Origin of the sequence: Actinomadura sp. HBU206391 (assembly GCF_014323665.1) — a bacterium.
GTDB lineage: Bacteria > Actinomycetota > Actinomycetes > Streptosporangiales > Streptosporangiaceae > Actinomadura_C.
Window position 1 is genome coordinate 17,781 of sequence record NZ_JABVEB010000067.1, and the last position, 13,050, is coordinate 30,830.

At 70.0% G+C, this 13,050-nt stretch carries 10 protein-coding genes; 5 read left to right on the plus strand and 5 right to left on the minus strand.

What is annotated here, in order from left to right; genetic code table 11:
* Positions 1 to 9: 9 nt before the first annotated feature.
* The 4 genes from HKK72_RS20205 to HKK72_RS20220 are packed head-to-tail and all read right to left on the minus strand — an operon-like array spanning position 10 to position 8,244.
* Positions 10 to 1,242, minus strand: a complete 1,233-nt coding sequence (locus HKK72_RS20205; protein ID WP_187235955.1) for a TIGR02679 family protein — start codon at positions 1,240 to 1,242, stop codon at positions 10 to 12.
* Positions 1,239 to 5,405 (minus strand): TIGR02680 family protein, encoded by a 4,167-nt coding sequence (locus HKK72_RS20210; RefSeq protein ID WP_222720914.1) that lies wholly within the window; start codon positions 5,403 to 5,405, stop codon positions 1,239 to 1,241. Before HKK72_RS20210 ends, HKK72_RS20205 begins: the two co-directional genes overlap by 4 nt.
* Positions 5,402 to 6,688, minus strand: a complete 1,287-nt coding sequence (locus tag HKK72_RS20215) for a TIGR02678 family protein (RefSeq protein ID WP_187235956.1) — start codon at positions 6,686 to 6,688, stop codon at positions 5,402 to 5,404. The genes HKK72_RS20210 and HKK72_RS20215 overlap by 4 nt, the downstream gene beginning before the upstream one ends.
* Positions 6,685 to 8,244 (minus strand): TIGR02677 family protein, encoded by a 1,560-nt coding sequence (locus tag HKK72_RS20220; protein ID WP_315987349.1) that lies wholly within the window; start codon positions 8,242 to 8,244, stop codon positions 6,685 to 6,687. Before HKK72_RS20220 ends, HKK72_RS20215 begins: the two co-directional genes overlap by 4 nt.
* A 126-nt stretch (positions 8,245 to 8,370) precedes the next feature.
* On the opposite strand from HKK72_RS20220, the gene HKK72_RS20225 reads away from it, so the two are divergent.
* Together HKK72_RS20225 and HKK72_RS20230 are read left to right on the plus strand one after the other, a co-directional pair.
* The gene (locus tag HKK72_RS20225; protein ID WP_187235966.1) at positions 8,371 to 8,514 is read left to right on the plus strand and encodes a DUF1778 domain-containing protein; all 144 of its coding nucleotides are present in this window, start codon (positions 8,371 to 8,373) and stop codon (positions 8,512 to 8,514) included.
* Positions 8,515 to 8,579: 65 nt separating this feature from the next.
* The gene (locus tag HKK72_RS20230; RefSeq protein WP_187235957.1) at positions 8,580 to 8,831 is read left to right on the plus strand and encodes a hypothetical protein; all 252 of its coding nucleotides are present in this window, start codon (positions 8,580 to 8,582) and stop codon (positions 8,829 to 8,831) included.
* A 163-nt stretch (positions 8,832 to 8,994) separates the two neighbouring features.
* Here the strand turns inward: HKK72_RS20230 and HKK72_RS20235 are convergent, their stop codons facing one another.
* Entirely contained in the window at positions 8,995 to 9,435 is a 441-nt protein-coding gene (locus HKK72_RS20235) for a hypothetical protein (RefSeq protein WP_187235958.1), read from the minus strand.
* 372 nt (positions 9,436 to 9,807) lie between these two features.
* On the opposite strand from HKK72_RS20235, the gene HKK72_RS20240 reads away from it, so the two are divergent.
* From HKK72_RS20240 to HKK72_RS20250, 3 genes are read left to right on the plus strand one after another with little or no spacing between them, the layout of a single operon-like run.
* On the plus strand, positions 9,808 to 10,473 hold the full coding sequence (locus HKK72_RS20240) for a hypothetical protein (protein WP_187235959.1): 666 nt from the start codon (positions 9,808 to 9,810) through the stop codon (positions 10,471 to 10,473).
* Positions 10,466 to 11,791 (plus strand): radical SAM protein, encoded by a 1,326-nt coding sequence (locus HKK72_RS20245; protein WP_187235960.1) that lies wholly within the window; start codon positions 10,466 to 10,468, stop codon positions 11,789 to 11,791. The genes HKK72_RS20240 and HKK72_RS20245 overlap by 8 nt, the downstream gene beginning before the upstream one ends.
* Before the next feature lie 4 nt (positions 11,792 to 11,795).
* Complete coding sequence (locus tag HKK72_RS20250) at positions 11,796 to 12,938, plus strand: formylglycine-generating enzyme family protein (protein ID WP_187235961.1); 1,143 nt, start codon at positions 11,796 to 11,798, stop codon at positions 12,936 to 12,938.
* Positions 12,939 to 13,050: the final 112 nt, after the last annotated feature.

A 13,050-nucleotide genomic window follows, 5' to 3' on the forward strand; every position in this document is an offset into this window, starting at 1 on the left:
CGCTCGCCCTCACGCTTCCCGCTCGAGATCGGCGAGAAGCGTGCCGACCACCAGTTCCTCGGGCACGGCGACCGCGTGAGTACGCAGGGCCTCGGCGAGGTCGCCGTCCCATGGCGCCTCGGTGATCCTGCCTGGGGGCAGGCGTACCCCGATCCGATCGGCGGGCAGCGTCTCGAGCGCAGCCAGATAGTCGGCGCGGTCCATGCGCCACGGAACGGCATCGCACTTGGCCAGGGTGTACGCGGCGATCCTGATGCCCTCGCCGTCGAGGTCACCGTGGTAGCGCGGTATCGCACCGGACCGTCTCAAGGTACGCAGCAGAAGCACTCCGGCGCTGTTCGGCCAGCCCGAGGTGCACACCATGGGCGGGCAGTCGGCGCCGAACCGCTGCACTGCCAGCGCGAGGATGGACGGGTTCTCCACCACCCAAATGTTGCCTCCACGGATCGGCAGCCCAGGCGCATCGCGCAGCTGCGCCAATGTGATCGCGGCCGTCTGTCCCGCGCTTGCCCAGATCCGCAGGGTCTCCCCCAGCGCTCCGCCGCCCCACGGGCGGAGCCCCGCTGCCAGCACGAGCGTGGACAGCTCGTCGCAGGCGATACCGGCCCGCTCCCACAACGCCCGGCGGCTCTGCGCCCCGTCGGGAACGGGCACGCCATACAGCGTCGCGAGCGCCCGTAGCACCAGGCCCGACAGCCGCTGGCCGTCGTCCAGGGCGTGCGGGTCGCCGACCGCGTCGGCGGCGAGGGCGGGCAGCGGCCCGCCCGCCCCGGGGAGGGCCGCCAGCACGGCCAGTGCCTGTTCGAGCAGCTCTTGGGTCGCCCGCGCCGACCCGCCCACCACTCCCGCGCGCCGGACGTCGGCGACCCATGCCTGGAGCGACGGCTCGGCCGTCACTGCCGGATGCCGGCCGAGCCAGGACCACAGTTCGGCGCGTTCGTGTTCCCTGACCGCGCGAGCACCGGCCCGGTCGTCGAGCGGCCCCATGATCGCCTCGGTGACGGCGCGGGCGTTCAACCCTGTGATCTCGTTGAGTACCGCGTCGAGACGGGCCAGCGACAGTACCGTCGATTCTCCCGGATAGCGATCCAGCCCGAGCAGGTCGGCCAGCGCCGCCTGCTGAGCCGCGTCCAGCCCGTCGACCGTCACCCGGCTGACCGGCCGTCCCGACGAGAGCCGGTGATGCAGCGCCGCCCAGACCGGCTCAAGCTCGGTAGCGCGAAGCCGGTCGGGGACGCTCATCGGGGCCTGCCGGACGGCACGTCGTCGTCCCCCTCCACCCCGGTGGAGAGCAGCGCGTTCCCGGTCCAGACGAATCGTGCCGTCGTGACGGCATCGTCGCCGTCCCCGTCGGCCCCGGTGATGAGCTGGTGGATGGCGATGCCGTCAAGCTCCCGGTAGTTGCACCACTCATGATCGGAGGTGAGCACCAGGTCCAGCTCGAGGTTCACGAGCAGGTCGAACACCTGCCCGCGGTTGGTGCTGTCGACGCCCACGAAGACCTCGTCGAGCAGGATGAACCGTGGGCATTCGAGGTCGGTCTGGTAGTGGGCGGCCACTGCGGCGAACAGCGGCAGATGCAGGGCGATGGCCTTCTCTCCACCCGACAGTGCCCCGTGGAGTTTGCGCGTGAGGTCCTGCCAGCCACGCCCGTCGCCCCGGTCCAGCCGTACGGTGAAGCGGTGCCAGGCCGTGTAGTCGAGCACCTCCATGAGCTGCTGCTCCCAGCTCGCTGCGGTATTGGCGGCCCGGGCCTCCTCGACGCGGTCCCGGAAGAAGCGGTACAGCGCCTCGCGGTCGGTCTCGCTCAGCCTCGCGGGGTCGCGCAGGAGCAGCTCACGGGCGGCCCGGGTGCCGGCGGACTGCTGCGGATCGACCTGCCACACCAGGTGCACCGCGACCCTGGACGCCGTGCGCACCCGCTCGAGCCGCCGGTTCATGCCGTCGACCAGACCACTGGCCTGGCGGATCCGGTCCGCCAGGTGCCGTCGCGTGTCCCCGGCGAGCGTCCGGTCGAACAGGTCCCGCTCCTTGTCGGTGATGTCGTCGCGCCGCTGGTCGCGCTCGTGGCGGAGTGACTCGCTCAGGCGGCCGGCCCCGATCCGTACTCCGTTCACCGTGGCGGTGAGCAGCTGGACGTCCTCGTCGGCCACCAGCTCCAGGTCGGCCCGTTCGGCAAGGACCTCCCGCGCGTGGTGCACCGCCTCGGACAGCCGGGCCTGAGCGTCGCGGATGTTCTTCGGCTCATGCGGCACCCGGTCAAGGGCGGCCGCGACGGCGCGCGCCGACTCCAGGGTCGCGCGGACACCACCGTCCTCGGGCAGGTCGATCGAGAGCCGGGCATCGGCGCCCAGATGACCGCCGATCAGATGCCGGAACCGCTCCGCGGCACGGTCGCGGGCGCGGATCGCCGCCACGCGCTCCGCCTCGGCGGTCTCGACCGCGGCCCCCAGCCGCCCGATACGTCCCTCGAGCTCCCGGAGGTCGCCGGTCAGGGCCCGCCCGCCGTCTCTGCATCTGACCAGCTCGGCGCGCGCCTGATGCAGCCGGTCGAGGACCTGGCGGTGCTCCACGCCGATGGTGGCGTCGATGGCCGACAGTTTCTCCGCGAGCTCACTGGCGGTCTCCGCGGCCTCTGCGGCCCGCCGCGCGGCCTCTTCAGAGACGTCCTCGTAGTCCTTCGCCGTACGTGCGGCGGTGGCGGCGTGCTCGCGAGCATTCCGCGCCGCCTCGCAGTGGTCGAGCCAGCCGGCCGCGTTGGTGTGCGCCGTACGGACGGCCGCCTCCAGCCGGTCCAGAGCCGAAGCGCTCACCGGCAGCCCATGCCCGGCACCGAGGGCGGTCAGCGTCCGCAGCGCCGCGGCGACGGCCTGTTCCCTTACGCGCAGCCGCCGCTGGTCTCGGTCGAGCCCCTCCTGGCAGTGGCCGGCCTCCTGCTCGGCGCGGTCGAGCGCGCCCGCGGCGTCGATGACCGGCTGCCGCCGGGGCCTGCGCTCGAGCTCTTCGCCCAGCGTGGCCCGGTCACGGTCCAGGTTCCGCAGCGCCCGCTCGCAGGAGGCCACCTGTTCCTCGAGTGCCTCGATCTCCTCGGTCAGCTCGGCGATCCGGCGGCGCCGGGCCCGTTCACGCGCGGTCGCGCCGATGAAGGCCGGTTCGGGCTTGCTCCAGCGGCCGGTGGCCGAGGCCAGCCGCCACGTCCCGTCCGTGCCGACCGCAGCGGGATGGCCCGTCTCATCGGCGGCGGCGCCGAAGGCGATCCCGGCGAGCACGGAGCGGACGCGGTCGGCGGGGACCGGCGAGCCGGTCTCCACTGCGAGCACGTCGGCGAGGCTGCGTCCCGGTGCGGGCCGGGAGAGCTCGGCGAGCACGAAGGCATCGCGCTCGCCGGAGAGCAGGCCGCCGCCCGGCAGCATCCAGGCGTCCAGCAGACCGGCGGCCTCGAGCGCGGCCTCCACTCCCGCCTGAGCGGCCGGATCGAGTGCGTCGGTGAACGACACCAGCCGCCACAGCGGCGCACCCGGCCTGGCGGAGCGGTCGGCCTGGCGAGTGTGCGGCGCCCTTGGTTCGAGGTCGGAGTGACGGCCCAACCGCTCGCGTTCGTGCATGCGTTCGCCGAGGTGCCGCGTCAGGTCCTCCAGCCCGCCGTTCAGCTCGCTCTCGGCCTTCGCCAGCCGCTCGACGGCGCCCGCCCGGGCGGAGTTGACGAGCTCGTCGGCCCGATCATGATCCTCGGCGGCCGCCGCGAGCTCGTCGGCGTCGAGCGCGGCGAGTTGCGTGCAGGCGCGTGCCCAGTCCCCGAGGTCCGCGGCGAGCCGACCGACCTCCTGGGTGTGGACGTCGCGGGCGGCGAGGTACTTGGCGGTCGCGGTCTCGAGCCGTCCCCTGCTCTCGTCGCGATCCTGCTCGGCCTCGGTCCGGCGCTGGACGGCGGTGCCGTGCTCGGTGAGCGCCGTGCGCAGCTCACGGATCTGGGTCTCGCGGCTCGTCACCGCGGCTCGCAGCAGCTCCCGGGCGCGCCGTACGCCGAGAGAACCCGCACCGGACGCGCCCACCGGGGAACGCCCGGCGCCGCCCTCTGCGGCGGCCTCGCCCTCGATCCCGCCGGCCTCCCCCACCGCTGCGACGGCCTCGAGATGGACGGCGGTGAACCCCGCCGTCTCGGCGGCGCGCGCCGCCTCCCCTTCGGCTCGTCCGGCCAATGCACGGTGACCGTCGGCGACCGTCCTCGCCTGTTCGGCCTGGGACCGCTTGACCTGAGCGGCCCTGGCGTGCCGTACGGCATCATCGCGTGAGCGGCTCGCGTCGCGTTCGGCCTTGCCGGCACTCTCACGCAGGGTGTCCAGATCACGACCGGCCCGGTAGGCGTCGCTCTCGACCAGGCCGTCGATACGCGCGGACAGGGTCCGGCCGAGCTCCTCCAGCTCACTCAGCCGCCGGCCTGCCTCATCACGCGCGGCGCACGCGTCGTCATGCTCGACGCGATCGGCCTTGACCTTGGCGGCACATTCCTCCATGACGTACGTCGCGGAGTTGAGCGCGGCGGCCCCGGCCCGCAGCACCCTCTGCGCGTACGTGCGCTGCCGGGACGCCAGGCGCTCGGCCTCCTGCAGATGCTCGTCGAGCAGCCGGAGGTCCTCGCGCTGCCGGTCCAGCCGCTCGAAGCCCTCGGCGATCTCATGGATCTCCCCCTCCCCGAGCGGCGGCAGCGCGCTGGACAGCAGCTGGGAGAGCAGGCCGGGGTCCAGCCGCTCCGACAGCTTGGGTGTGCGGAGCTGTCGGAGAGCGGTGAGCAGGGAGTCGTAGCGCTGTTCGCTCAACCCGCGGTAGAGCGTCTGCCGGACCGTCGTCCGGTAGGAGTCGGCCGAGTCGTGGACGGTGCCGGCGTCACCGATCGCCTCGATCAGCTGCCCGCGGGTCAGCGGCTGGCCGGCGTCACCGGTCAGCGTGAGCCCGCCGGCGACACCGATCCGCAGCCCTGTGGTGAAGTACGCGGCGGTGACGTTCTTGGTGTTGGCGGTGGCCTGCAGGCGGGCGCCGCAGCCGAACCAGCGCGGCGGGTCGTCATCGCCGCCGGGGTGGTGGAACTCCAGCCACACGTAGCCGACCCGGGTGGTGCCCGTATGACCGTCACCCATCAGGTTCCAGTGCATCGTCCGCTCGGTGCCGCCGAAGGTGGACAGCCGGCTCGGCTTGAGGCTGGCGTCCAGAACGTACGGCAGTAGCAGCTCCAGGACCTTGGACTTGCCGCTGCCGTTGGGGCCGCGCAGCAACATCCGACCGTGGTGGAACTCGAAGACCTCGTCGTAGTAGCGCCAGACGTTGAGGATGCCGGCCCGGGTGGGCCGCCAGCGTGGCATCGGCCGGGAGACCTGCCGGGCCGGCGGTACGAGCTCGGTGACGGTCACGGCTGCACGCCTTCCTCCTGCTCATCGAGCGCACCACGGTTGACGGTGTAGCGGTAGGCGGCCGGGAGCGCGCGAATCAAGGGTGTGGATCCGGGCGTGGCGGTGACCCGGCGGGCAAGCCCGAACGAGCAGAGGATCTCCACGGCGTCGTCGGCCAGCCGCCGTGCCCCGCCATCGGACTGGTAGGCCTTCGCCCATCGGGGGAAACGCTCGAGCAGTCCGGCCGCCTCGGCCTCCACGTCCGCCGCCGGCAGCGGGCCGGTCGCCGCGGTGAGCAGATCCAGCAGGAGGAGCGCCGCCACCTTGGCGTGGCTGCCGTCGCCCGGGAACCTGGTATCCGTCGCGATGGCATCCGGATCCACGAGCAGATATCCCTCGGCTCGCTCCTCGAGCACGAACCCGGCCTCCTCGGCGGCCCGGCGGATGATCTGGCGACCGGTGAGCGAGGCGGCGTAGGCGACCTGAACGGCGGTCATCTCCTCGCGATAGACCACTGGGTCGTCGAGGAGCCGGCGGATCAGCGAGTGCCGCGCCCAGAGGTTCCGCTGCGTCTCCGACACCTCACCCAGCAGGTCGTCCGGGCCTTCCTCGTCACCCAGGCGGGCCGCCGAACCGTAGCGCCGTTCGACGGCCAGCGCGGCGAGATCCGGCCGGTCCGCGGAGTCGTCGAGAGCCGCCGCCAGCTGCGACGGTGGGATCGGTGCGGCCAGCAGGCGGGTCACCCGGGTGGCGTCGACCCGGTAGAGCACCTTGGCCTCCTCGCTGTCCAGGTAGGCGTCGGTCGCACCGTCCACCGTGGTCACCGCGCCGTAGTGCTCCAGCAGCTTCAGGGCGTCGACGAAGGCGGCCCGTTCCTCGGCGCGCACCGGATCGAAGGCGGGGATGTGCTCATCGGCGGCGGCCGCCTGGATCACCCGCTGGGAGAGCATACCGATCGTGGTGACCGGCGTGGCCAGGAGCTCGGCCGCGACCAGGCACAGCAGCGTGTAACGGCGCCGGTCGAAGGGCGCGCGCGTCGTACGCCGGCGGCGGGCGGGCCGCGACGGATCGGCGTCGGCGCGTACCTTCAGCAGCCGCGCGTAACCCAGCCGGGGCTCCACCACCAGCCGCCAGCCGCAGTAGTAGTCGAACCACTGAACGAGCGGCTGGTGCCGCCGCCGGATCAGATCAAAGTCGTCGGGGTCGGCGTGCAGCGAGATCAGCGGCTGGGCCAGCAGCAGCCGGATGGCCCGCGCGAGCTCCTCCTTCTCCGCCCTGACGAGCTGGTTGGCCAGCGTGCTCACCGGAGCACGGCCGCCTTCGGGCTCGCGGCCGCCGGCCCGTCCACCGACAGGGTGTGCACGTCCACGAGATAGTCGGGACCGCTGAGCCGGCCCGTGGACGTGCGCAGTTCGGCCACCCGGCCGTCCAGGGGCGGCCGGAGCAGGATCTCGACACGGCCGTCCGAGGTGACCGCACGGCGCAACCCGTCGCCGCCCGGGCGCTCGGCCAGCGCCCGTCCCAGCAGGTCCAGTAGCCTGCCGAAGGTCTCCAGATCGAGCTCACCGAACCACGACAGCCGTACGTTGCCGCCGGTGGCCAGCCGCTGCCAGGCCGCCTCGAGCTCCGCGCGCTCCCGCTGAGCGCGGGCCCGGCGCTCGTCCCGCAGCCGCCCCACATCACGGACCCGGCCGGTGCGGCCCATCCGCTCGGTCCTGCCCTTGGCGCGCAGCAGCGCCGAGACCTCGACCGGGGGCGCCTCACTCCAAGGGACCCCCACTGGGATCAGCTCCGCGTCGGCGTGACCGAGATGAGCATGCCGGGCCGGCGAAAGGCCGAAGGCGACCCCCCACAGCCGGTGGGCGTCCTCCTCCGCCGGGGCGGTGGCGAACCAGCGGGCCAGGACGCGGAAGTCCGCGGCGGCACTGGAGGAACGCCGCCGCGACTCGATGATTCGATCCAGCACCTGCAGCAACGACACGATCGCCCGCCTGGCCACGTCATGAAGCCGGCTCACGCGCGGCAGCGACCCGTCGCCGGGGTGGAACCAGAGGCGCAGCCCCTCCCACTTGGCGGCACGGGCCGCCAGCCAGGCCGTTGCGGGATCGGCGCCGGGTACGGGGGGCAGCTCGGCACCGTCCAGCGCCCGGCTCTGCAGCACACCGACGCCCTGCTCCTCCACGGCCAGCAGGGCCGCGCGGATGGTGTCGGCGCGCTGTTCCAGGTTGGTGACGAACTCCTGCAGATAGGCCACCGTGGCGCTCTTGACCTCGTGGAAGGTGGTGAGATCGGCGCCCTCGGCACGCAGCAGCCGCTGCAGCTCGCCGTTGAACCGCTTGGTGTTGCCCCGCAGCGCGTCGAGGTGCCCTTCGAGCTCCTGAAGGGTCGTGAAGATCCGCCGGTTACGCGTCGGATCGTCGTCCCCGAGCAGCCTGTGCAGCTCGTTCAGCCGGTCGCCGACGGCGTCCAGCACGGCCGTCTGCAGGGCACCGGACGAGCTGAGCATGGTCAGCGCGTGCTGCACCCCCGCGAACGCCGCCTCACCGCGCTTGGTCAGCGAGTACTGCAGGTTCTTGCGCTCGTACTCCTGCGCCGTGGCGTAGTTGCCCGCGTGGTCGTGGACGACGTCCAGCAACTGCCAGCCCACCAGCTGCGTGAGAGAACCGGTCAGCTCGGTATCGGTGAGCGGCGCGTACCAGCCCACCCCGCGCAGCCGCTCACGGACCTCGTCGAAGGTGAGGGCGGTCTCCAGCCGTTCGTTGGCCTCCCCGAACACATGCAGGGTCGCGGTGTGCAGGTCGGCACGGTCGGTCGTAGTGAACCGGAACATCTCCGGCGGAATCCGCGGCAGCGCCGGCACTCCACACTCCCCTCTCCTGCTCAGCGGCCTCAGCCGGCACAGCCTCGCCAACCAGCTCAGCATTCACCGTAGCCTGCGACCGCGATGACCGTGAGCTCGTCGACCATCGCGCCTTCATGACGAAGAATCCGAGCCGCTTTAACCCAACTGAACGTGTCGGCCTTCGTCCTGTCCGCCGCCACCGCAGCGGCGTCGAATGTACTCGCCGACCGCCGTGCATTCATCCTGGACGAACAGGCGTGGGCTGCTTTCGACGCAGCCTCAAAGTAGCCTGCGCGAGAAGTTCCGGGTCTCCGCCGGTTGATGACGGATCCGACCGTGCTCGACCACGTCGAGTGAAGCTCTCTCCCGTCGAACCGCTGATCCGTACCCACCAGATCGACGAGTTCGACTGCGGTTCCGCCGCCCAGAGTGAGTGGTTGCGGCGGGTCAACGCCGCCGCGGACCTGATCGGCGTCCGGGCCCTCCTGATCCACTGTGAGAGCGCACGCGCCTTCTACCTGAAGCCGGCGCAGTTCGACGAAAGTCCCACAGACCCCCTGCATCTGCTGCTCGTTCTCAAGGATCTGCGTAAAGCCCTCACGTGATGGCACGGAAGGGTCAGCGGCGTTCGGAGGAAGTGCTGATTGCCCCACCGAGCGGGCCGTCGACGGCGGTCTCATGGCACCGAACAGCACGGCGAAGACGGCACGGCAGTGACGATCAGCCACGGCGATCTGGTGCCCCTTGTAGGTCTCTCCGCCTGGGATCTCAGAGCGCCCACCTGTCGTATCCGGGTGGGAACTCTCCGCGGAGCAGGCTGATGAAGGCACGACCGCATGCCAGCAGTGGGCCGGTGGGCAGGTCCGCGTTGAATGACTCCTGCTCGCCGCCCGAGCCGAAGGAGTTCACGAGATCCTCTGGGATGGCGGGAGACCACGCGAGCAGTCGCCGCAGGACCCGCTCCGACAGGTCAAGCGCAAGCGCAACGCGATCGGGCTCCGTTCCGAGATGGTCGTCCAGGCAGGACGACACGCATCCCATGAAGCCGGCCGTGGCCTGTATCTCCCAGTCGACCCGGGCGCCGGCGAGCCATGCGGGAGCCTCGGGGATCGTCTTGGCTTCCTGCGCCAGGAGGTACAGCCACACTTCGGACTGGTAGTCGCGAACCCAGAAACCAGATCCGCGGTACTCCATGTTCGAGCTGCCCACACGGGCAGTAGATCACGTAGGCACGGAGGGCCTCCACGGGATTCAGGCCGTGGCCAGTCCCTCTGTCTCGGTGGCAAGCTGCGGCTGAAACCGCTCCGGGTCCCACAATTCGATGGGCACGGCGCGACGGGGGCCGACGGCAGCAGACGCGAAACAATAACAATCAGCCCGCCTTACCATCGCTGAGCCTTCTCGGCCATGACACCATTTCGAATGGGCAGCGGTCTGCGTCGGCGGCTACGACGTCGCGACCGCACTGCGGCAGACGAGTGCGATCGCAATGATAGATCGTCGCCCAGCCTGTACACAGGGCCTGGATTTGGGCTGTTCTGGTAGGTTCGGCGGGACTTGGCGGATCATCGGGGAGCGCGGATGGACGGGCGGGAACTCAAGCTCAATTCGTTGTCGCGGTATTCCAAGACATCTCCGCTGTACGTTCTGGAAGAGCATGGGCATTGCGAGGTTCCGGCGGGCTGCGGCGGAGTGGTCTTGCGGTGGCGTAATCCGCGGGACGGTGTTCCTCTCACCCTGTGGCTGTACAGCGCCGGCGAATACCGCGCGTTCCTGGACGGTCCGCCACCCGAGTCGGCGCGTCCGTTGGTCTCTTTCGGGGAGCATGTCCTGGCATTCGAGATCGGTGAGATCGATCCGGCCTTTATGGTGCTGATCTTTGCCGGACGGTATCAACCGGATGGCGATAACCGTGTGCGCTCGTCGGGGGCACGGGGCGGAGAGGTATCGGTACTGTCGGCTGCGGACGGGAGTTGGCGGTACACCTTCCAGGAACCGGTCGACGACGCCTGGACACGTGCAGGATTCGATGACTCGGGATGGTCGTCGATGGTGCTGCGGGAGGAGCGGCGACCGCCGGCAGACCCGAAGCGGGACCCGGATCGATACCGAATCAACCAGGTGACAGAGAAGGGCGGGGTCGGGCTCGGAGTAACCGGGGACGGCACCCGGGTGTGGGTGAGAAAGGCCTTCGAGATCTCCGAGTCGGTTCAGGGTGGTGCGGTGACCGGAGGTGACGATGTCTGAGCGGTCTCCGCTGGTCCTGATTCCGCAGTTCTTCGGCAGTCTTGTGTTCGACCGCCGCACGTCGCGATACCTGCCGTTCGACGCGGATTCCACCACTGTGCTCGCCCGGCTGGTCGACGTCCCTGTCAAGCAGGTGCTGGCAGACGAGGTCGACGACGAACGCTTCGACCGGCTCATCCGGTTCTATGAGCACTTCCATGAGCTGGGATTCTTCACGGTGGAGGGCCGGTTCGCCGGGACGGTCCTCAGCGGTCTCGAGGTTCCCGCCGATCATCTGGTGGGTCCTCTCGCTGTGCACCTGGAAGTCGTCTCGGCCTGCAATCTCACCTGCACCCACTGTTTCGCCGGCGAACTGCCCCGTCGAGAGAAGCGGCTCGGCCTGGCGGAGATAGACAGGGTCTTCGCCGAGATGGCCCGGCTCGGTAGTTTCCGGCTGGGCTTGACCGGCGGGGAACCGCTGCTGCGCAAGGACATCTTCCGCGTCATCGACATGGCGCTGGAACGCGGGCTGGCGCCCTGCATCACGACCAACGGGTTGCTCATCACCGAGGAGATTGCCCGGGAGTTCGGCAAGCGTGATCTGGTCTGGCTGAACGTCAGCCTGGAGGGCGCGACGGCGGAGACCAACGACAAGGTGCGTGGGCCGGGCACGTTCGCGAAAGTGCTGGACCGGTTGGCCATGCTCCGTGAGCATGCCCGATTCACGCTGGCGTTCACAATCATGCGGACGAACCTCGCGGAGATCCAGGCGTGCGCGGAGCTGGCTCATACGGTCGGCGCGGACACCGCTGTGTTCCGTCCGCTGTATCCGGTGGGCATCGCCACCCAGCACCAGGAGTTGATGCCGACTTTCGCTGAATACAACACGGCACTCAACGAACTGGCACTGATGGATCGGAACGCGCCCATCGATGTGCGGCACATCGACCCGTTCAGCCCCCAGGCGCGCCAGGAGACCCAGTCTGTGATCCACCAGAACTACGGCTGCGGGGCCGGCAACCTGGTCTGCTCCATTTCGGTATCCGGTGATGTCAACCCCTGCAGCTTCCTGGGCCCCAGATTCGTCGCGGCCAATGTCCGAGAACAGTCCCTGGCCGAGATCTGGCACAACAGCTCCGGATTCCAATCGATACGGACGCTGTCCCACACCGAGCCGGCCAGCGGGGCCGGCTTCGCCGGCGGCTGCCGCGCCCGCGCGCTGGTGCTCAACGGCTCGATCAACGCACCTGATCCCTGGATAACCGCGCAGACCACCGACACGGGATCGCCGGGGATCGTCCACAATCCACTCGTCATCCTCGATGTGACAGGTCGGTAGCGGGATGGGAGCCGACCACGAACGCCTCTACACGGACCACGCTCCGACGGGGAATGCCCAAGACCTGCTCCGGCTCGCCTGCGACCTGGAATCCAACGGGGACCTCCGCGCCGCCGCGACCGCCTACGACCAGGCACACCTGCTCGCACCCTCCGATGCCGAGGTGACCGATGCCCGCCGCTCCCTACTGGACCAGATGGCCATCAAGGAACACGGCATCATTTTCCGATATGTGCCGGCCGGCACATTCCTCATGGGCTCCGACACCGGGGAACCGGACGAGCGCCCGGTGCACCCGGTACGACTCGGTGACTACTGGCTGGCCGAGACCCCGGTGAGCTGGGCGACCTACTGCGACCTCATGGGCTGGGAACCACCACCCGCCGGACACCCGGAACAGATCCCGGAGAAAGGGCACGGAAGGGTGCCGCCCGGCTTCATCCTCCACGAGGCCAACAAAATCCGTCTGCAGTACTGCGAGGATGAGACGACCCGCGCCCTCGACTGGCATGCGCACACTTCTCCGCATGAATGGACCGGTGGGGACGGCGAGAAGGTCGGCTCCCGGACCATGTTCGGTGAGCCAGAACGGGATGATCCTCGGCGACCATGGGGCTACGGCCGTAAGCCGATGGTGAGCGTCGCCTGGCAAGAGGCCGAGGAACTCTGCGAACGACTGTCCACCTCCGATATTGGCTATAGCCTGCCGACCGAAGCCGAATGGGAACGGGCCGCTCGCGGCGGGCTGGCCGGCTGCCGCTACCCATGGGGAGACGTACCGCCCAACGCGGAACTCTGCGACTTCGACCGGTTCAACGACTTCTCCATCCTGCCGACGCACCGCCTGCCGCCCAACGGGTACGGCCTATATGCAATGGCCGGATCGGTCTGGGAATGGACATCCGACTGGTACGACGCGGACTACTACCGGACCAGCCCCGGGAGCAACCCCACCGGCCCATCCACTGGAACGGAGCGAGTGCTTCGCGGCGGCTCCTGGGCCGACTGCGCAGACGCCGTCACCGCCTCCTTCCGGATGTCGCGCCCTGCCGTGACCTGGCGTGACGGCGAATGGGGAGGGCACATGACCCCAAACATCGGATTCCGCCTATGCCGAAAACGCCGCCCCGGCGACCCGACCGGCTAGAACCCTCTCCACCAAGCCAAGAGGGCTCCCCCAGCAGGGGAAGCCCTCGGCCGTGGTTTGTACCGCGTCAAGTTTGCCTGGGCTCGTGCTCCGGTGTGGCGAGTCTTGTCCG